The sequence below is a fragment of the Collinsella sp. AF04-24 genome (genome assembly GCF_003465685.1).
GTDB lineage: Bacteria > Actinomycetota > Coriobacteriia > Coriobacteriales > Coriobacteriaceae > Collinsella > Collinsella aerofaciens_AP.
Genome location: NZ_QSBK01000013.1, coordinates 34,335 through 53,926, shown reverse-complemented (window position 1 = coordinate 53,926; position 19,592 = coordinate 34,335). Strand labels below are relative to the sequence as shown.

The following is a 19,592-nucleotide window of genomic DNA, read 5'->3' as shown; positions in this document are numbered from 1 at the left end:
GGTATAATCGTCGTATTGCATTGAAATGTGGCGAAAGGAGTGGCAATGTCTCGGTATTGCGCCTCGTGCGGCAAGCTTCTTGAAGATAATGCCAAGTTCTGCACCTCGTGCGGTGCACCCGTTGAGCAAACAGCCGCGAGCGATAGCCAGCCCGCTTTTGAGCAGACCGGCTCCCTTGATACGCCGCAAGCCAAGGCGGACGACCCCCTCGCCTATAGCCCCGACCCCGCCGCAAGGACCGAAGCCGTCGAGACCACGCAGCGCATACCCGTCGCGAGCGGCTCGCCCCAACAGCAGCCGGCTCCCGCATACGCGCCCGCTTCGCCACAGACCCCCGCTCCCAAAAAGAGCGGCACCGGGCCGCTTATCGCCGTTATCGTTGTGCTGGTGGCGATCATCATCGCCCTGGTCATCTTCTTTGCGATCAGACCGTTCGACAACGCCGCCACGCAGACGACTGCCGAGGTAGCTAAGCTGCACCATGACGTCGACGACGATGACCTAAAGCCTCTCGGCAATCCCAACAGCCTGTACGACGATGATGACGATGACGACGAGGATGGCGGCGAAGCAACGCTCTCCGAGCAGAACCTCTACCGTCGCCTGAGCGAATACTACGACTTGCTCGAAGATCTCGACAGCCAGGTCCGTGGCTGCGCGCAGAACTTCAACGGCAACTATCTGGAAGAGGATCGAACCACCCGTCAAAATCTCGCCGACGTCGCCGAGCGCACGGAGGACACCATCGAGCAGTATTACGACATCGTCGAGGACCTGGACGTCCCGACGAGCTCCAAGAACTACAGCTCCTGGAAGGATATCATCGCCCTGTACGACGACCTGGATCACCGCATTGACGCAATCTGTGATGCCTGGGAGATCAGCCTGAAATACGCCAAGCCTGCGGACCACAAGAATGAGATCGTGGCGCCGCTGTCGCGCGACAACGTGGCGGGCACCAATGACAATAAGTACCGCCTAGACTTTGAGGAGCGCTATCCCGGCGCTAAGCCTGTCGAGGTGAACTAGCGCTTTGTCGTTCCCGAGCCGGCAGTTAGGGACGTTCCTAAACTGCCGGCAGAAAAGGAACGTCCCTAACTGCCGGTCAAAAAAACGAGCGAGGATCGCGGGGTCCTCGCTCGTTTTTTTGGGCAATGTTTCGACTGCGCCGTTACTTGTCGGCGGCTGCTTTCTTGGCAGTCGACTTCTTCGCGGTCGTCTTCTTGGCGGCAGTGGCTTTCTTAGCCGTCGTCTTCTTTGCCGTGCTCGCCTTGGTTGTGGTCTTGCGACCGCGGGCGGGCTTCTTCTCCTTGGTCGGGCAGTCCATGTTGACGCAGATACGCCACGGACCGCGCGCCGTGTTGACCACCACGATGGGGGCGCCGCACTCGGGGCAGGTCTCGCCCGTCGCCTCGAGCTTGCCGCGCGCCGGCAGCGGATAGCTCACGCCGCAGTCATCGTAGTTGGTGCAGCGGATAAAGCGCTTGCCGCTCTTCTCGCTCTTGTGCGCGATCAGGTCGCCGTGACGTCCGGCCTCGGCACACACCTTGCACTCGCCCACCTTAAGATCGGGCTCGTAGTTGGTGGGGCACGTGGGGTTCACGCAGATCTCGAAGGCCTTCTGGCGGAATGGCTGGCACTTGATGCGCGGCGCGCCGCACTCGGGGCACACGGCGGCCTCGCCCTCGAGCGGGCTCACCTTGACGCCACTCGGCACCGGATAGGTCACGTCGCAGTCGGGCCAACCCATGCAGCCGATAAAGCTGCCGCGGGTCTTGGCGCTCGTCTTCATAACCAGGTCCTTGCCGCACTTGGGGCAGGCGCCCACGCGCGCATCGGCCGTGACGGCGTCGCTGATGGCGTCGCCCAGCTCCTGCGTATGCTTGAGCAGCTCGTCGAGCACGCCGGCCAGCAGCGCGCGCGAGTGCGTCACGACATGCTCTTCGGTATCCTCGCCGCGCTCCACGCGGGTCATGTCGCCGTCGAGCTCGCTGGTCATATCGGGGCTCGTGATGCGCGGGGCAAACTGCGACAGCGCGTCGATGATGGCGATGCCCAGCTGGCTCGGCTCAACGGGATCATTTTTGAGATAGCGCACGGCATACAGGCGCTCGATGATGCTCGCGCGCGTGGACTTGGTGCCCAGGCCGCGCTTTTCCATCTCCTGCACGAGCTTGCCCTGGCTGTAGCGCGCGGGCGGCTCGGTCTGCTTGGCCTCGAGCTTAATGTCGAACACGTCGACCGTGTCGCCCTGCTCAAGCGGCGGCATCTGCTCGTCGCGCTTAAGTCCGTACGGGTACGCCTCGCGGAAACCCGGGGTCACGAGCACATCGCCCGAAGCCACGAACGGCTCACCGTTCACGTCGAGCTCGAGCTTGGTATTCTCGATGGTCGCGGGACCCATAAGCGTCGCCAGGAAGCGGCGGGCGATGAGGTCGTAGAGCTTGCGCTGGCCGCCATCGAGCGTGGACGGATCGCCTTCGCCCGTGGGGTAGATGGGCGGGTGGTCGGTGGTCTCGACTTTGCCGCGCGTGGGCTTCATGGGGCCGGCGAGTACCTTTTTGCACACGGGCGCCAGCGCCGGGTTGATCTTTGCCAGGTCGCTCACCACGGCGCCCAGATCGAGCGTCGCAGGGTACACGGTGTTGTCGACACGCGGATAGCTGATGAGGCCCGCCATGTAGAGGGACTCGGCGATGCGCATGGTACGTGCAGGTGAGATGCCCTCGGCCGCGGCGGCAGCCTGCAGCGAGGTCGTCGCAAACGGCGTGGGCGGCTGCTGCTTGCGGGAGCGCTTGGTCACCGCGGCGACGGTTGCCGTCGTAGCGCCGTCGACGTGGCCGTACGCCGTCTCGGCAGCATCTTTGTCGGTAAAACGTGTCGTCTTGTGCGCGATCTTAAAGCGGTCGTCCTCGGCAGCGCCCTGCGCGGCACCCATGCCGCGAATCTGCCAATAGTCCTCGGGCACAAACGCCATGCGTTCGCGTTCGCGCTCGACCACCAGGGCGAGCGTCGGCGTCTGCACGCGGCCGGCGGAGCGCACGTTGCCAAAGCCGCCAAACTTGGCGAGCGTCAGGTAGCGCGTGAGCACTGCACCCCAAATGAGGTCGATGTGCTGACGGCTCTCGCCGGCGTCGGCCAGGTTCTGGTCGAGCGAGACAAGGTTATCGAAGGCCTGCGTGATCTCGGCCTTGGTAAACGAAGAATACTGGGCGCGGGCGACCGGCAAGTCGGGCGCCACCTCGCGCACCTTGTTGAGGGCGTCCGAACCGATCAGCTCGCCCTCGCGATCGAAGTCCGTGGCGATGATGACACTGTCGGACTTTTTGGCGAGGTTCTTGAGCGAGCGGATGAGTTCCTTCTCGGCCGGCAGCTTAATGACGGGTGCCCAGGTGAGATAGGGCAGACTCTCGAGCTTCCAGCCCTTGATGGAGATGCCGTCGGCAAGAAACGGCTTGCGCTTGGTGTCGTACGGCGGGCGGGCCAAGCCATCGGGCATATCGGCCGGCAGCATCTCACCGTCCTCCGTGACCGAATACCAGCCCAGCTTTTTATCGAACAGCACGCTGTCGCAAAAATCGGGCGCAAGGATGTGACCGGCAAGGCCGATCGTCACGCACTCCTCGCCCTTCCACTCAAAACGGTAGATGGCGGTGTTGTACACCTTGTCCTTTTTGGGCTTGCCCGTGGACAGACGCTCGGCAATCTGACGCGCGGCGTCGTTTTTCTCGGCGATGATGAGCTTCAAAAGAGGCTCCTATCTCGTATCTCTGCGGCTACGCCCGCCCGTATGGCGGCCGACTTACGCCCTTGCTTGCTCAATCTGCCCGATGAGCCAATCGCACCAGGCATCCATACCCTCGCCCTTGCGCGCGCTCACGGCAAACCGCGGCGCCTGCGGATTGAGGTCATCGAGTGTCTTAGTATACCTATCCATGTCAAAATCGAAAGCCGGAGCCACGTCGACCTTGTTGAGCAGCTGCGCGCCGGCGTGTTGGAAGATGCCCGGGTACTTGATGGGCTTGTCGTCGCCCTCGGGCACCGAGAGAATCATGATGGACAGGTTCTCGCCCAGGTCAAAGTCGACCGGGCAGACCAGGTTGCCCACGTTTTCGATAAAGATGACGTCGATGTTCTCCAGACCCACAGCCTGGTCGAAGGCGTCGACGGCCTCCATGATCATGTTGCCCTCGAGGTGGCACAGGCCGCCCGTGTTGATCTGGATGGCGGGCATGCCGGCTTCCTTCATGGTGATGGCATCGACATCCGAGGCGATATCGCCCTCGATGACGGCACAGCGCAGGCCGGCTTTGTCACGCAGGCGCTCGTTGGTGCCCAGAATCGTGGTGGTCTTACCCGAGCCGGGGCTCGACAGCACATTGATCACGTAGGTGCCTGCCTCATTAAATCGCTGACGCAGCTGATCTGCCAGGCGCTCGTTGCGCGACAGGATCGGCGACGCGATATCAATCGTTTTCTCGGCCATACTTAGCGCTCCTTACTTTGGCCCCTTTATACCCCATCATTAGATGGCTAGCGGGCTAATCGTCGGGGGTTTCGATTTCGATACTTGCGATATCGAGCTCGCGGCCGTGCAGCAGGCGCACGTTGGCGCCGCCACACTGGGGGCAGCGACAATGGAAACGGTCGTGCTCAAAGACCTCGCCGCAGTCCAGGCACTCGCTTTGTGGATGGACCTCCTCCACGGCAAGCTCGCAGCCGCGCGTGAGCGGGTCCTCATCGCGAAACGTCTCCCACGCAAAGTCGAGTGCCTCGCGCACGACCTCGGTCATATCCCCGATACGAAGCGTTACCAAAACGGCGCGCGAGGCCCCCGCCCCACGCGCCGCGCGAATCACTGTATCGAGTATGCCGTTGACAATGCCAACCTCGTGCATACCGATTTACTCCTCGTCGTCCTCGTCGTCCGAGAACAGGTCCAGACGGCTCACGAACAGGCCCTCCTTGCCCTCGCGCGCGGTAATGACCACGCGAGCGATGGCGAGCGAAATCTCGTAGAGCGAGAGCAGGGCGCCATACATGAGACCCAGCGTAACGGGCGAGCCGTCGGGCGTAATCACAGCCGAACCCACGAGCAGGCCTACGTACACGTAGCGCCAGGCGCTGCGGAAGGCCGCATAGGACACGATGTGAAAGACGGACAGGTAGAAGATGATGAGCGGCAGCTCAAACGCCACACCAAAGCCGATCATAAAGAGCAGCTCCATGTTGACGTAGTTCTCCAGATCGGGCAACGCCGTAGCGACAGCCGAGGTCTCGCCGATGAGCCACTCAAAGCCCGCCGGGATGATGATGAAGTAGCAGAAGATGGCACCCAGGAAGAACAGCACCGTCGAGGCGAGCACCGTGGGCACAACCCACTTGCGCTCGTTGGGGCGCAGTGCCGGCAGGAAAAATGCCAGAATCTGCCAGATGATCATGGGAGTGCACATGACCACGGCCATCTTGATGGCAAGCGAGAAGCGCAGGCCAAAGCCGCCGAGCGTGGTGGTGATGTAAAACTTACCGTCCGGCACAAAGGAGCGGATGGGGTCCTCAAGAATATCGAGCACCACGGGCGTGGCAAAGTACAGCACGATGGCGGCGGCAAACACCGAAACGACCACGATGGTCAGGCGGCGACGGAGCTCTCCCAGGTGATCGAAGAGCGGCATGCGCGCAGGTCCGATCGGCATTACTCATCGCCTCCCTTCGGGGCGTCGGCGGCAGCAGCCTCGGCATCGTCCTCGACCTCGAGCTCGCGAGCGAGCTGGTCGACGACGGCCTTGCGCTTGCGGGGACGACGGGCGTAGAGGTCAGCCGTCGTGGGCTCTGCCGGCTCGGGCTTGGGCTCTGCAGCAGGCTCGGGCTCGACGGCAGCAGCAGGCTCTGTACCCTCGGCCTCATCAACAGCGCCTTCGCCCTCAGCAGCGCCCTCGCTTGCGGCCTTCTCGGCAGCAAGACGGGCGCGACGCTCGGCAAAGGTCTCCTTCTTGGCGGGCGCTGCCGTCTCGGCGGCATCCTCGTCCGCATCGGAATCGTCGTCGGTCGCAGCAGTCTTCTTGGGCTTGACCGGGGCCGACGCGGCCTCGCTCACCGGATCGATAATCTCGGACTGAACAACGGCCGTCATCTTTTCCTGCGTCTCGCGGAACTGACGGATAGCACGGCCGATCGTGCGGCCCATCTGCGGGAGCTTATCCGGGCCAAACAGCAAAAAGCCGAAGACCACGATGATCGCGAGCTCACCCTCTCCAATACCAAACACACATACCTCCAAGGCTCGATGTGAGTCGAGCCCGCACCGCGCCATTCGGCCGGAACTCGTCTATTCATTCGGTCAAGTATAGCGCCCGGACGCCAAAACGTCCGAGCGCATCACAAACATATGCCAAACGGCACGCCCTTTTGGGGGCAAAGATTATGCAGCGGTGATCGAAATCTCCTGGTCGACGCCCAACAGCTGAACCACGCGCATCACCGGGGGCTGCACGTTGACGCAGCTAAAACGCTTACCATGATCAGCTGCGTGGTGTGCGGCGCCCACAAGCACGCCAATGCCCGTCGAATCGATGTAGCTCACCTGGGCAAAATCGAGCTCAACGGCCTCAGTGGGCTGCTCGAGCGCCAGGTCGATGGCATTGCGCAGGCTATCGGCGTTAGAGATATCGATCTCACCGGTCACCTTAATGGTGTAGAGCTCTGGCGTGGGGTTGGTGGAAATACCCAAATCCATGTATACGCTCCTTTACGTATCGAAAGTGCGGATAGTACTAGGCGCGGACTTGCGGGGCCCTACGCGTTAGGCGCGCTCGGCACGCGCAAGCTCGGCAGCGACGAGCTTGACAGCCAGCACCAGCACATCGAGCGCAGCCTCCAGGTCCTCGACCGTGGGATAGCTCGGCGCGATGCGGATGTTGGTGTCGCGCGGATCCTTGCCATAAGGCCAGGTGGCACCAGCCGGCGTGAGCTTGACGCCCAGGTCGGCACAAAGCGCGGCGACCTTCTGGGCCGAGCCCTCGGGGCCATCGAAACTCACAAAGTAGCCGCCATGGGGATGAGTCCAAGTGGCGCAACCCGTGTTGCCCAAGCCCTCGGTGAGTTTACGCTCAACGGCCTCAAAGCGCGGGCGCAGGAACTCGGCATGCTTTTTCATGTGCTCCTTGACCGCCTCGATGGTGGGAAGGAAACGCACGTGACGCAGCTGGTTGAGCTTGTCGGCGCTAATAAGACCGGCCTTCAGGCGCTTGGAGAACTCGGCGATGACCGCGGGGCTCGCACCGATAAAGCCGATGCCGGCACCCGGGAAGGTGATCTTGGACGTCGAGGCAAAGGCCACCACGCGGTCCTCGGTGCCCGCCGCGCGGGCAAGATCGAAGATGTTGGCGAGCTCGTCGGTCTCGTCGTACAGGTCGTGCACGCAGTAGGCGTTGTCCCAGAAGATGCGGAAATCGGGCGCGGCCGTGGGCATCTCGACCAGGCGACGCACAGTGTCCTCGCTAAAGGTGATGCCCGTGGGGTTGGAATACTTGGGCACGCACCAGATGCCCTTGATGGAGTCGTCGGTGGCAACCAGGCGCTCAACCTCGTCCATGTCGGGGCCGTTGTCGGTCATCGCGACGGGGACGTTCTCGATGCCCAAGTCGGCGGTGATGCCAAAGTGGCGATCGTAGCCGGGAACGGGGCACAGGAACTTGACCTTCTTGCCGTCGTGCGCTGCCTCGTAAGCCTCCCAAGGGTCGCTGCCGCACGAGCCGCAACGCCAGAACATACCGGCGATATCGTGCTCGATCAGCAGGCTCGATGAGCCCAGTACGAGCGTCTGCTCGGCAGGACAACCCAGGAACTCCCCCGCCAGCTTGCGTGCCGAGGGAATGCCCTCGAAGCAACCGTAGTTGGAGCAGTCGACATTGCCGTCGTGCAGATCGGCATCGGCATTGAGGATATCGAGCATGGGGCGAGAAATGTTCACCTGGGAGGGCGACGGCTTGCCGCGCGCCATGTCGAGCGCCAGGCCCTTGGCCTTGACCTCGGCAACCTCGGCTTTAAGCGCCTCGATGGCGGCATCGAGTTCGGTGGTTTCCATCTTCTGGTAGATCGTCTGCATGGGGTGCGACCTTTCGCGAAGCGGTACGTTGCAGTTCGTCTAAGTATAGACCGCCATCGTCGCAACGTTATGAAGCCGTGATAGATTAAGTTCATCGCAATCAATTACGAATCGCCGCGCATGCCGGCGTGGGGCGCCCAAGGAGGCACTATGGAGTACGGATCGTTTCAGGCCGAGGAATTCGGCGACTTGCAGCGCCTGGTCGACGGACTGTTTTACGACCGCCACGCCATCGACCGCCTGGATCTGATCGTACAGGCCGAAATCTTGGACCTGGCGCCCGACCTCATGGAGATCGTGAATCTTTTGCCGCCCGGCTACTACGACCGCCAGTCACTTTGCGACCAGCTCAACTCCGCCTTGGCCGCCCACGGCTGGGGCGCCGTCTACGGAACGGTGGAATAAGCCTAGTCATTTAAGAACGTCCCCAATGACTAAAACGCTGCCTGTGATGGTATTCACAGGCAGCGTTTTCAAACTTGTATGTGCCCCTACTCGTCCTTGGGCGCGGGATGCTTGCAGACCACGCTCATGTAGATCATGCCGAGCACGGCTGCGGTGACCGAACCGGCGAGAATAGCGGCCTTGGCTGCAAGAACCTCAAACTGGGCCGTCGGGAAGGCAAGGCCGCTGATGAGAATCGACATGGTAAAGCCGATACCGCCCAGAATGCCCACGCCGGCAATCATGTGCCAGTTGACATTGTGCGGCAGCTCGCAGGCCTTAAGCTTAACCAGGGCAAACGTCATACCAAAGATGCCGATCGGCTTGCCCAGCAGCATGCCAAAGTACACGCCGAGCGTCACCGGATCGGTGAGCAGCGTGCTCATGTCCACGCCCACTAAGCGAACCTGAGCGTTTACGAACGCAAAGATCGGCAGGATCACAAAGTTGACCGGCGTGGAGATCAGACGCTCCATACGGATAAGCGGCGGGGTCACGCGGTGCATGACGCGCTCGACCTTGGTAGTCGAGACGGTAAAGTCATGCTGGCCCAGGATGTGTGCCTCGTCGTCGTAGCGGTCATCGAGCAGCGGCAGGCACTCGCCCAGCCAATCGGTGAGACTATCGAGCTTGACGCCGCACTTGGCCGGAATGGTGAAGGCCAGGATGACGCCAGCAAGCGTGGCATGTACGCCGCTCTTGAACATGCAGAACCACAACAGCAGCCCCAGTACCGAATACGGGGCAAGGCGGTAATGCTGCGTCTTGTTGAGCCACACGAGCGCGCAGGTCACAAGCGCGGCGGCGCCCAACCAAAACGGATTGGGGCTCTGACCGTAGAAGATGGCGATGGCGGCGATGGAGATCAGGTCGTCGGCGATAGCGAGCGTCGAGAAGAACACGCGCACGCCGTTGGGAACGCGGTTGCCCAAAAGCGACAGCACGCCCAGCGCAAAGGCAATATCGGTTGCCATGGGGATGGCCCAACCGTTGCGGGCGCCGGCATGGTTAAAGATCAGGTAGATGCAGGCGGGAACGACGACGCCGCCCACCGCCGCCAACATGGGAAGCATGGCCTGACGCGGATTCTTGAGCTCGCCGACCGTCATCTCGTACTTAAGCTCAATGCCCACCAACAAAAAGAAAATCGCCATGAGGAAGTCGTTGACGAAAAGCTCAACGGTGAGACCAGCCGTAAGGTTGCCCAGACCCACATACAGCGGGGTCTCCAAAAAGTGATGGATGGCCTCGTAGGCATCGGTATTGGCGCAGATGACGGCGGCGATGGCGGCGATCACCATGACGGCGGCAGAAATGGTGCCGTTCTCGGCAATGCGCTCCCAGATGTCGTGACGTTCAAAGCGCTTGCGCTCACGAACATTGAACAGCTGCTCAGTTGCTGCCATGGGCGGCTCCTTTCACGGGAAAGCTCCCGTCTTAAAAAAGCACGGCCCGCCCAGATGGCGGCGCCGCGCTCTAACGTATTACGCTTGCATCTAGCCTACCCTGCGCGACAAGCGCGCAAGCGCGGCCGAAAAGCGGAACCACAGGTTGAACATTATTTGCTCAACGGCACAGGCACGCCTGTCCAAGAGACGACGCGGCGACGTGCACAAAAAACGACCGGAGCGCGGGGCGTCCGCGATCCGGTCGGGGCGTTTGGTCAACTAAACCTAGCAGGCGGCCATGATGGGGGCAGCGACCTGCTTCTTACGGGAGAGGACGCCCGGCATCCAGACGCCGTCGTGCTCGTCGGCAATGCCCAGGCCCTTCTGAGCAGCCTCGGTCTCGCCCTCGAGCAGGACCTGCGAGCCCTCCTCCATGATGTCGGTGATGCACAGGACAATGCCGTCGGCGCCCTTCTCGGCGGCGTAGGCGCGCATGGCCTCGCGGATCTCGTCGATCATGCCGAGTGCGCGGCTCTTGTCGACGGTCTCGTACTGGCCAATGAGCAGCTTCTTGCCAGCGGGCTCGAACATCTTGATGTCGTTGCCGACCATCTCGGCTGCAGTGAAGGAGCCGGACGGACGGGTGAGGAAGACCTCCATGCCAAACTTGACCGGGTCGACGCCCACCTGCTCGCCGAGCTTGGCGGCGACGGCGCGGTCGACATCGGTGGTGGTGGGGCTCTTGAGCATGAGCGTGTCGGTCATCATGGCCGAGAGCAGCAGCTTAGCCTGGACGTCGGAAAGCTCAACGCCGAGCACGCCGGCGAGCTTGGTGACGATGGTGCAGCTGGAGCCCCAGGGCAGGCAGATGTAGTGCAGCGGGCCGGCGGTCTCGAAGTCGCCGATGCGGTGATGATCGACAACGCCAAAGACCGTGGCGTCCTTAAGGCCGGCGACAGACTGGGCGGACTCGTTGTGGTCGGTGAGGACGACGAGCTGGCCGGCCTCGACGGACTCGATCACGCGGGGCTCGGCAATGCCGGCGTCGGCAAGCAGCTTGGCGGACTCGGCCGGAAGCTGACCAAGGGCGCAGGCCTCGTAGGTGTTGCCGGCATACTCAACCTGGTTGAGCAGCTGGGACAGGACGACGGCGCTCATGATGGCGTCGTTATCGGGGTTCTGGTGACCAAAGACAAGAACGTTTGCCATGGATATCCTCCACTTGATATGTGTACTTGGACGTAGCTATGGTAGCACGCTGACGCCGAACCCTTGGGCACGGAAGGGCCGCGGCACAATTTGGAGCAGGCGTTGGAGCAAAGTCTATCCCTTTCGCACCATGTTGGTGCAAAGTAACCTGGCCTCCTTGCACTAGCTATTTGCCGGCGGCGCGCAGGGCTACGTAGGCGGCACCGATGATGCCGGCGTCGTTGCCGAGCGAGGCGACCTTAATGGGCGTCTCGCGCGAGGCAGAAAGCGCGTACTGCTTAAAGTGCTCGCGGGCCTTGTCGAGGTAGACATCGGCCGAGGCGGATGCGCCGCCGCCGATCAGGAACATCTCGGGGTCGACCACGTTGGCGATAAGCGCCAGAGCGCGACCGAGATAATCGGCCATGGTATCGACCGCGGCCAGCGCGAGCTTGTCACCCTCGCGGCAGGCCTGGAACACGTCCTTGGAATCGGAGGGGCCGGTGAGCTCGATGGGCTCGACGCCCGCCTTCTCGCACTCGGCAAGGTAGTTGCTCACCACGCCGGTGGCGCTGGAATACTGTTCCAGGTGGCCATGGCCGCCGCAGCCGCAGGTGCGCTCCTCGGCAGGATTCAGGCACATGTGGCCGATCTCGCCGCCGGCGCCCACGACGCCCGACACCACATCGCCGTTGACGATAACGCCGCCGCCCACGCCGGTACCGATGGTGACCATCACGACGTTCTGCACGCCCTTGGCAGAGCCGAGCCAGGCCTCGCCCATGGCAGCGGCGTTGGCATCGTTTTCGTACTTAACGACCGCGTCGGGGCAGTGCTCCTGAATGGCGATCCTCAGCTCGGGCAGGTTAATGGCAATGTTGGCCTTAACCTTGGCGTCGCCCGAAGCCGGGATGGGACACGGAACGGCCAGGCCAATGCCCGCCACAAAGGCGCGCGGAATCTGCGCCTTGGCGACCACCTGGTCAATAGCCTCGGTCACCGCGGCAAAGCCCGCAGCGTCAACGATGGGAGGCGTGGGCACGCTGGCCTTGGCAAGCAGGTTGCCGTCCTCGTCGAACAGGCCCTCCTTAACCGAAGTGCCGCCAACGTCGATGCCGATGTAGTACTGCTTAGGTTCCATGGGAGCCCACCTTTCTCGTTTAAACATTGCCTGTATGGTACCGCTCCCCAGGCAAAAACCTGTCAAAAAGGGACAGGTTTGTTTTGGCAGGTTTTATCTGGGAAAACGCAAGGCATGAGATTTGGTTCGCTGGGCGGCAAAACGGCCCAACCCCATCTTCGAGCCGATCAATTTGCTCAATACCACATTATTCGAATGCATATTCATTTAGAGCGCTCTAGTTGATATAGAAAAGCGTTTTTTGATTATATCTTTCTCGAACTTTTCAAAAACGCAATAGGGATGCTTAGGCGTGGACTATACTTTCGTTTGTACTCAATCAAGCCGGAAAGGAGGTTCCATGATTCCCAAATACGAGGCAATAGCTGCAGATATCCGTCGAAGCATCGAGGACGGCGCTCTAAAGCCGGGCGACAAGCTGCCCACCGTCGTTGAGTTCTGCGAGCTCTATAGCGTTTCCAAAATCACCGTCAAACGAGCTATTGAGCAGATTACCGATGAAGGTCTTGTTACCAGCCGGCGCGGATCGGGCACCTACGTTAAGGACACGGCGGGGCTTCCCGGCCAGGCGTTTTTCCAGGGCAAGAACAATCGCTCCCAGGGCTTTTCGTATGAGCACCGCGGGGAGAAGGTGACCTCGGTGGTCTACGATTTCTCGATTGTCAATCCGCCAGCAGACGTCGCTGCCCAGCTGGGAATTGCCGAGGACGACTTTGCCTATCACATCGTGCGCGTGCGCCAGGTCGACGAGAAGCCCATCGTTATCGAGTACACCTACATGCCCCTCGAGCTGATTCCGGGCCTTAAAAAGAAAGACCTGTATGGATCGGTCTACAGCTTCATCCGCAAGCAATGCGGGCTGAAGATTTCGAGCTTCCACCGCACCATTCGCGCCGTAGCGGCAACCGAGGAAGAGGCTGAGCGCCTGGACACCAAACCCGGCTCTCCCCTGCTCGAGCTCAACCAGATTGGCTTTTTGGATAGCGGCACCGCCTTTGAGCATTCGATCTCGCGCAACGTTGGTGACCGCTTTGAGCTGCACAACGTAACGTTGGCATAGGTTTTTGTAGTCATGCGGGCGCTCGTTACGGCTCGTTTAGAGTGGGCGGCCGCGCAACACCATGGGGGTATGAACATGTCCGATTTGATTAAACTGACGCCGATCTTTCACGAGAAGATCTGGGGCGGCCGCCAGCTCGAAACCGTATTTGGTTATGACATTCCCGAGGGTCCCATCGGTGAGTGCTGGGCCATCTCGGCACACCCCAACGGCGACTGCCAGATCGCTGAGGGCCCGTACGCCGGTCACACGCTGTCATGGCTGTGGGCCGAGCACCGCGAGCTCTTTGGCAACTGCGAGGGCAAGGAGTTCCCGCTGCTCATTAAGATTCTAGACGCCAAGGACGACCTTTCGATCCAGATCCATCCCAATGACGAGTACGCCGCCGAGCACGAGAACGGCAGCCTGGGCAAAACCGAGTGCTGGTATGTACTGGACTGCGAGCCCGGCGCCACGATCATCGTCGGACAGCGCGCGCACGACCGCGCCGAGGCCGCGCGTATGATCGAGGACGGCCGCTGGGACGACATGCTCAACGTGCTGCCGATTCACAAGGGCGACTTTTTCCAGATTGATTCCGGTACCGTCCACGCCATCAAGACCGGCACGCTCATTTTGGAGACGCAGCAGTCGAGCGACGTGACGTATCGCCTGTACGACTACGACCGTCCCGGCACCGACGGCAAACTGCGTCCCCTGCACATTGAGCAGAGCCTCGACTGCATCGACTTTGATGCTCAAGCTCCGACCGACGGCACGGTGACCGCGCCCGAGGTCGACGGCGTGACCAAGCTCGAGTCTAACTCCTGCTACACCGTCGATCGCGTGCGTGTCGACGGCAGCAAGACCCTCGACCAGCGCTGGCCCTTCATGTGTCTGTCGGTCATCGACGGCGAAGGCACCGTCTGCGGCGACCCCGTCCACAAGGGAAGCCACCTGCTAGCCCCGAGCACCGTCAGCTCCATCGACCTCGAAGGCAAAATGGAATTGATCATCAGCCACCTCTAGGTCGCAACAACAACCAAAACGAAACAAGGGGCTCCCCCGCTCATCAAACGGGAGAGCCCCTACTCACATCTATTTATCAGCCCACCCGGCTCTCCAGACCAAAAAACGAACGAGCAAAGCGACGTTCGCAAGCGGCGTTATCAAAGGACCTGGGAGGGCGTATGGGGCAACATCGATCGCGAGTTCCGCACGCAAAGGAGAGCACTTAATGTGCTCTCCGTCTTGCGCAGGACTGCCCGAGCAGGCGATGTTGCCCTATACGCCCTCCCAGGTCCGCCGGGATTACGACAGCTTGACGATCGGTGCAAAACCTTTCATGAGCTTTTTAGTCTGGCCGGTTTTTTCGAATTGAACCTCGATCATGTCTCCGGCGACCGAGATCACGGTACCGGTGCCAAAGGTCTTGTGGCTCACGGTATCGCCCGCGGCAAAGTCCTGCGACGCGCTGGCGCGATCGACCTTGCGCTCCACCGTCGGCGACACCTTGAACGACGGCTTTTTAGCTCGCGGCGCGCCCGAACCAAAGGTCGAGGCAACACGGCCGGCGTCGGGCGAAACCCCGCGATGGCGCTCGGTGCCATAGGTGCTGCCACCAAAGAAATCGTCGAAGCTCGATCCGCCGCGCGAACCGGAACCGCCGGTCGAGCGCGTATGCGAACCGAACACCTTGCCGCCATACATATCCGAGCCCATGCCCGAGCCAAAGGTGCCGTGACGGTCGCCGCGCTTCTCCCAGCCCGTGCCCTCAAAACCGGCAGAACCGATACCGCTAAACTCGATATCCTCAAACGGAATCTCGTTGAGGAAGCGAGAGCGCGGGTTGGCAGAGGTCGAGCCGTAGGTGCGACGCGTGGCCGCATAGGTCAGGAACAGGCGCTTACGGGCACGCGTGATGGCAACGTAGGCCAGGCGACGCTCCTCCTCGAGCTTGCCCGGGTCATCGCTGCCGCCAAAGTCGTGCACGTGCGGGAAGATACCCTCCTCCATGCCGGCCACGAACACCGCCGGGAACTCCAGGCCCTTGGCGGAGTGGATGGTCATCATGGTAATGGCATGCGTCTCGCCGGCCAGGGAATCCAGGTCGGAGCGCAGGGCCAGCCACTCCATGAGTGCCGGCAGTGCCTTACAGGTGAGCGGACCGTAGGTGCGCTCGATCTCGTCGGCATGCACGGCGCCCGCCGGTAGCTCTGTTGGCACGGCATACGCGTTGCCCGCGATGGCGGCGGCCAGGGCATCCTGCGGCGAGAGCGCCGGGGCGGCTAGGCTATCGAGCGGATTGGAGCCCGCGGCGTCACGAGCGCCGACAAGTGCCTCAAACGAGGATGCCGGAGCGGACGGCCCCGGCTCGGACGCGGGCGCACTCACCACGACGGACTCGGACTCGGCGACGGACGGCACGTCGGCAACACCGGCCGCGCGCAGCTCTTCTAGACTCTCGAGCGTACCCTCGATATCCTCGTGCGTCTCCTCAAATTCGGCGGCGACGCCCAGGAATTCCTGGATGTTCTCGGCGCGGCTCTCGGACTCCATGGTGCCCTCGGCGCGAAACGCCTGCAGCAGGCCCGTCTTATCGACAATCATCTCGACGACATCCTTGAGCTCGCCGTCCATGCGGCGGCCCTCGCGCACCAGCGCCACAAAACTCGACAGACCGTTGCGCACCTTGGCACTAAACATGCCCGTCTCGGCTGTTGCGATCTCGCAGGCCTGGAAGAACGAGCAGCGGTTGTCGCGCGCCAGCTGCTCGATCTTTTGGATCGAGGTGGAGCCGATGCCGCGGCGCGGCGTGTTGATGACGCGCTTGACGCTCATCTCGTCGGCCGGGTTCACGATCATCTTGAGATAGGCCATGACGTCGCGAATCTCGGCGCGGTCGAAGAATCGCGTGCCGCCGACGATCTTGTAGGGCACGCCCGCGCGCAGGAACATATCTTCGAGGATACGCGACTGGGCGTTGGTGCGGTAGAACACGGCGATATCGTCGTAGCTCGTACCCTTGGCATGCAGCTTTTCGATCTCGCCGGCAATCCAGCGACCTTCGTCGCGCTCGTCGCTTGCCTGGAAAGCCTGAATCTTCTCGCCATCGCCCTCGGCCGTAAACAGGCGCTTGTCCTTGCGCTGCGAGTTGTGGCGAACAACGGCATTGGCGGCGCTCAGGATGTGACCCGTGGAGCGATAGTTCTGCTCCAACTTGACGGTCTTGCAGTTTTTAAAGTCCTGCTCAAAGTCCAGGATGTTGGTGATGTCGGCGCCACGCCAGCTATAAATGGACTGGTCGTCGTCGCCCACGACCATGAGGTTTTGGTACTTGGCGGCCAGCAGGTTGGCGATTTCGTACTGGACGTGGTTGGTGTCCTGATATTCGTCGACGCTAATGTAGCGGAAGCGCTCTTGGTACTTGTCGAGCACCTCGGGGCGGGTGCGCAGTAGCTCGAGCGTGCGCACGAGCAGGTCGTCGAAGTCCATCGCGTTGGCGGCGCGCAGGCGGCGCTCCAGCTCCAGGTAGACTTGCGCGGCCTTTTTGTCGTTGGGGCTATCGGCGCTCTTGAGCATGTCCTCGGGCCCGATCATGGCGTTTTTAGCAGAGCTGATCTTGCTGCGGATCATGTTGATGGGGAACTGCTTTTGCTCGATGCCGAGCGCCTGCATAATGTCGCGCACCATGCGCTTTGAGTCGTCGTCATCGTAGATGGTGAACTGGCCGGTGTAGCCCAGCAGGTCGGCGTCCTCGCGCAGCATGCGCACGCACATGGCATGGAAGGTGCACACCCACATGCCACGGGTGCCGCTGGGAATGAGTGCCGCCAGACGCTCGCGCATCTCGGCCGCAGCCTTGTTGGTAAACGTGATGGCAAGAACCTGCCAAGGCTTAACACCCAGGTCGCCGAGCATATGTGCGATGCGGAAGGTCAAGACGCGGGTCTTGCCCGAGCCGGCGCCGGCGAGCACCAGCAACGGGCCCTCGGTGGACAGGACCGCCTCGCGCTGGGCGGGATTAAGGCTGTCGATGTCGACGAGCGGCTTGGCGGGCTTGGGCGCCGGCGCGGGAGCGTCGTAGATGTCGAGCGGAACGAGCTCGGGCTCCGGCGCAGCGGGGGCGGTGTATGCATCGAGCGGCACGGGTTCCGGCGCGGGCGGCACGGGCGCGGCAGTGTTCTTTTCCCAGGGCAGGGGCTGGGTCATGGGCGACTCCTCATCTGACGGACGGCGCGCCTGCGGGCAGCGCCATAGTTTGAGCCGTACCAGTATACCGAGCCGCGCGGACACCGACGCAAATCACACCACGACTCCGTGCGCCACCATCGGACCCACCCCATCGCCCAAAAAAGAGGGCAGCATAGACCTTTTGGTCATGCCACCCTCTTTGAATGACAAGCTGTCGCTCTGGCCGCCGCGCAGCGTCGACTAAGTTAGAGGCCGAGCATGGGCTCCAGAACGAAGAAGTATGCGAGCACTACGATGCCCAGGATGATGCGGTAAACACCGAAGCACTTAAAGTCGTGACGGCGGACGAAGCCCATGAGCCACTTGATGGCGATGAGCGAAACCACAAAGGCAACAACGCAGCCCACGCCCAAGATGGCGATCTCGTTGGTGCCGAACGTGCCGCCCTTGATGAAGTACTTGACCAGCTTGAGCGCACTCGCGCCAAACATGACAGGGATGGCCAGGAAGAACGTGAACTTAGACGCCACCGAGCGCGTGCAGCCCAGCAGCAGGCCGCCGATGATGGTAGAACCGGAGCGAGACGTACCAGGCACCAGCGAAAGCACCTGGAAGCAGCCGATACCCAGCGCAGTCTTCCAGCTGAGGTCCTCGAGCGTGGCGATGGAACCAAAGTCCAGATTCTCGTCATCGTCCTCATCCTCAGCGGTAGCCGTGGGGGGCGCCGCAAAGTGCGCACCGGCGGGACGTCCACCCGACACCACAGCACGCGAACCAAACGAACCGGCAACGGCCATTTCCTCGCGCTTGCTCGCGCGCCAGTTCTCGATCACGATAAACAGCACGCCGTACACAATGAGCGCCAGCGCCACGACGGGAGCGTTGTAGAAATGCTCCTCCATCCAGTCGTTGAGCGGCAGGCCGATCGCCGCCGCAGGAATGCAACCGAGCACAATCTTGCCCCACAGCACCCAGGTGTCGCGACGGCCCTCCTTGCCCTTGCTGGGCGAGAACGGGTTGAGCTCGTGGAAAAACAGCACGCAGACGGCCAGAATGGCGCCGAGCTGAATCACGACCAGGAACATATTCCAGAACGTCTCGCTCACGTTCATCTTGACGAACTCGTCCACCAAGATCATGTGACCCGTCGACGAAACGGGCAGCCATTCGGTGATGCCCTCGACCAGGCCCATGAAGGCAGATTTTAGAAGCTCGATAATATCCAAAGGGACCCCCTCGTTAGACACCCGCCGGTAGATGTTCTGCGGACGATGCGGGCGATGTCCCATTATCAACCGTTGGCGGTGCGACCGCGCCTACCCTTACCAAAAAACTCGCCCGTTCACAGAATTGCGAGCAGTTAAACCCAAATCCTTGGGTATAACTGCAGCAAGATAAAGTGTCCGGCGGTCAACGCACCCGCGCCCGCCCGACGCACGAGCCCCGCGCCCGTGCGATAGACCAAGGAGGAAACCATGAACGAGGGCTACACCAAGGTATTTGTTTCACTCGACGGTACTGAGCAGCAGGATTTTGTGCTCGCACGCGCCATCAAGGTCGCCGCGAACAACGGCGCCAAGCTGATTATCGGCCACGTTATCGATTCCACGGCACTCGAGAGCGCCGGTTCCTATCCGGTCGATCTGGTCAACGGCTTAGAGGAGGCATTTAAGAACTCCATCGAAAAGCAGCTCGAAGAGGCCAAGGCCAATCCCGATATTCCCGAGGTCGAGGTCATGATACGCGCCGGTCGTATTCGCGAGACGCTCAAAGACGAGATGCTCGACGTGGTCAAGCCCGACCTGGTGCTCTGCGGCGCTCGCGGCCTGTCCTCGATCAAGTATGCGCTTCTGGGTTCGATTTCGACGTTCCTGCTGCGCAATACCGACTGCGACATTTTGGTCGTAAAGTAGCGTTGCTCCCACCGGCCGCGGGGCCTGCGGGGTTTCCACGGGCACGTCCTCGCCGCGTTGCGGCTGCGGGATGTGCCCTTAGGAAACCCCTCCCGGCCTCGCGGCCTTCGCAGCCTTACTTCAGCGAGTTGGCTGATAAAAGATGGCGTGCCGCCCCGTTTGGGGCGGCACGTTTTGT

General features: G+C 61.7%; 17 protein-coding genes. 5 read left to right on the top strand and 12 right to left on the bottom strand.

Annotated elements, in window-relative coordinates; all coding sequences use genetic code 11:
• Positions 1-45 precede the first annotated feature (45 nt).
• Positions 46-1,029 (top strand): zinc-ribbon domain-containing protein, encoded by a 984-nt coding sequence (locus DWV32_RS06585; protein ID WP_117565016.1) that lies wholly within the window; start codon positions 46-48, stop codon positions 1,027-1,029.
• Between the two features lie 142 nt (positions 1,030-1,171).
• Here DWV32_RS06585 and DWV32_RS06580 read toward each other — a convergent pair whose 3' ends face one another.
• The 7 genes from DWV32_RS06580 to DWV32_RS06550 form a co-directional block, all read right to left on the bottom strand.
• Positions 1,172-3,748 carry a DNA topoisomerase I gene (locus DWV32_RS06580; protein ID WP_117757647.1) on the bottom strand — a complete coding sequence of 859 codons (2,577 nt, stop codon included), beginning with the start codon at positions 3,746-3,748 and terminating at the stop codon, positions 1,172-1,174.
• Positions 3,749-3,802: 54 nt separating this feature from the next.
• Positions 3,803-4,486 (bottom strand): hydrogenase nickel incorporation protein HypB, encoded by a 684-nt coding sequence (hypB, locus tag DWV32_RS06575; RefSeq protein WP_117583579.1) that lies wholly within the window; start codon positions 4,484-4,486, stop codon positions 3,803-3,805.
• Positions 4,487-4,541: 55 nt separating this feature from the next.
• Positions 4,542-4,898, bottom strand: coding sequence for a hydrogenase maturation nickel metallochaperone HypA (hypA, locus tag DWV32_RS06570; RefSeq protein ID WP_117565013.1), 357 nt, complete (start codon positions 4,896-4,898; stop codon positions 4,542-4,544).
• A 6-nt stretch (positions 4,899-4,904) separates the two neighbouring features.
• Positions 4,905-5,696 carry a twin-arginine translocase subunit TatC gene (gene tatC, locus DWV32_RS06565; protein ID WP_055285525.1) on the bottom strand — a complete coding sequence of 264 codons (792 nt, stop codon included), beginning with the start codon at positions 5,694-5,696 and terminating at the stop codon, positions 4,905-4,907.
• Positions 5,696-6,268: a twin-arginine translocase TatA/TatE family subunit gene (locus DWV32_RS06560; RefSeq protein WP_158564964.1), complete on the bottom strand. Its 573-nt coding sequence runs from the start codon at positions 6,266-6,268 to the stop codon at positions 5,696-5,698. The genes tatC and DWV32_RS06560 overlap by 1 nt, the downstream gene beginning before the upstream one ends.
• Positions 6,269-6,421: 153 nt before the next feature.
• Positions 6,422-6,736 (bottom strand): STAS domain-containing protein, encoded by a 315-nt coding sequence (locus DWV32_RS06555; protein ID WP_089572422.1) that lies wholly within the window; start codon positions 6,734-6,736, stop codon positions 6,422-6,424.
• A gap of 66 nt (positions 6,737-6,802) precedes the next feature.
• A complete protein-coding gene (locus DWV32_RS06550; protein WP_117757645.1) occupies positions 6,803-8,107 on the bottom strand; it encodes an aminotransferase class I/II-fold pyridoxal phosphate-dependent enzyme in 1,305 nt (434 codons plus the stop codon).
• 150 nt (positions 8,108-8,257) lie between these two features.
• Between DWV32_RS06550 and DWV32_RS06545 the strand changes: the two genes are divergently transcribed.
• Positions 8,258-8,512: a hypothetical protein gene (locus tag DWV32_RS06545; RefSeq protein WP_022093864.1), complete on the top strand. Its 255-nt coding sequence runs from the start codon at positions 8,258-8,260 to the stop codon at positions 8,510-8,512.
• 86 nt (positions 8,513-8,598) lie between these two features.
• On the opposite strand, the gene nhaA is transcribed toward DWV32_RS06545, so the two are convergent.
• The 3 genes from nhaA to DWV32_RS06530 all read right to left on the bottom strand — a co-directional run bounded on the left by nhaA (position 8,599) and on the right by DWV32_RS06530 (position 12,268).
• The gene (nhaA, locus tag DWV32_RS06540; protein WP_117757644.1) at positions 8,599-9,957 is read right to left on the bottom strand and encodes a Na+/H+ antiporter NhaA; all 1,359 of its coding nucleotides are present in this window, start codon (positions 9,955-9,957) and stop codon (positions 8,599-8,601) included.
• Between the two features lie 267 nt (positions 9,958-10,224).
• Positions 10,225-11,148: a manganese-dependent inorganic pyrophosphatase gene (locus DWV32_RS06535; protein ID WP_006235927.1), complete on the bottom strand. Its 924-nt coding sequence runs from the start codon at positions 11,146-11,148 to the stop codon at positions 10,225-10,227.
• Between the two features lie 166 nt (positions 11,149-11,314).
• Positions 11,315-12,268: an ROK family protein gene (locus DWV32_RS06530; protein WP_233540424.1), complete on the bottom strand. Its 954-nt coding sequence runs from the start codon at positions 12,266-12,268 to the stop codon at positions 11,315-11,317.
• Positions 12,269-12,608: 340 nt separating this feature from the next.
• Between DWV32_RS06530 and DWV32_RS06525 the strand changes: the two genes are divergently transcribed.
• Together DWV32_RS06525 and DWV32_RS06520 are read left to right on the top strand one after the other, a co-directional pair.
• On the top strand, positions 12,609-13,328 hold the full coding sequence (locus tag DWV32_RS06525; protein ID WP_117757642.1) for a GntR family transcriptional regulator: 720 nt from the start codon (positions 12,609-12,611) through the stop codon (positions 13,326-13,328).
• 75 nt (positions 13,329-13,403) lie between these two features.
• On the top strand, positions 13,404-14,336 hold the full coding sequence (locus DWV32_RS06520; RefSeq protein WP_369832414.1) for a type I phosphomannose isomerase catalytic subunit: 933 nt from the start codon (positions 13,404-13,406) through the stop codon (positions 14,334-14,336).
• Between the two features lie 282 nt (positions 14,337-14,618).
• On the opposite strand, the gene DWV32_RS06515 is transcribed toward DWV32_RS06520, so the two are convergent.
• Together DWV32_RS06515 and DWV32_RS06510 are read right to left on the bottom strand one after the other, a co-directional pair.
• On the bottom strand, positions 14,619-17,519 hold the full coding sequence (locus tag DWV32_RS06515; protein ID WP_117757640.1) for an ATP-dependent helicase: 2,901 nt from the start codon (positions 17,517-17,519) through the stop codon (positions 14,619-14,621).
• A 227-nt stretch (positions 17,520-17,746) separates the two neighbouring features.
• Positions 17,747-18,727: an undecaprenyl-diphosphate phosphatase gene (locus DWV32_RS06510; RefSeq protein ID WP_089572431.1), complete on the bottom strand. Its 981-nt coding sequence runs from the start codon at positions 18,725-18,727 to the stop codon at positions 17,747-17,749.
• Positions 18,728-18,976: 249 nt separating this feature from the next.
• On the opposite strand from DWV32_RS06510, the gene DWV32_RS06505 reads away from it, so the two are divergent.
• Positions 18,977-19,414 (top strand): universal stress protein, encoded by a 438-nt coding sequence (locus tag DWV32_RS06505; RefSeq protein WP_117583590.1) that lies wholly within the window; start codon positions 18,977-18,979, stop codon positions 19,412-19,414.
• Positions 19,415-19,592 lie beyond the last annotated feature (178 nt).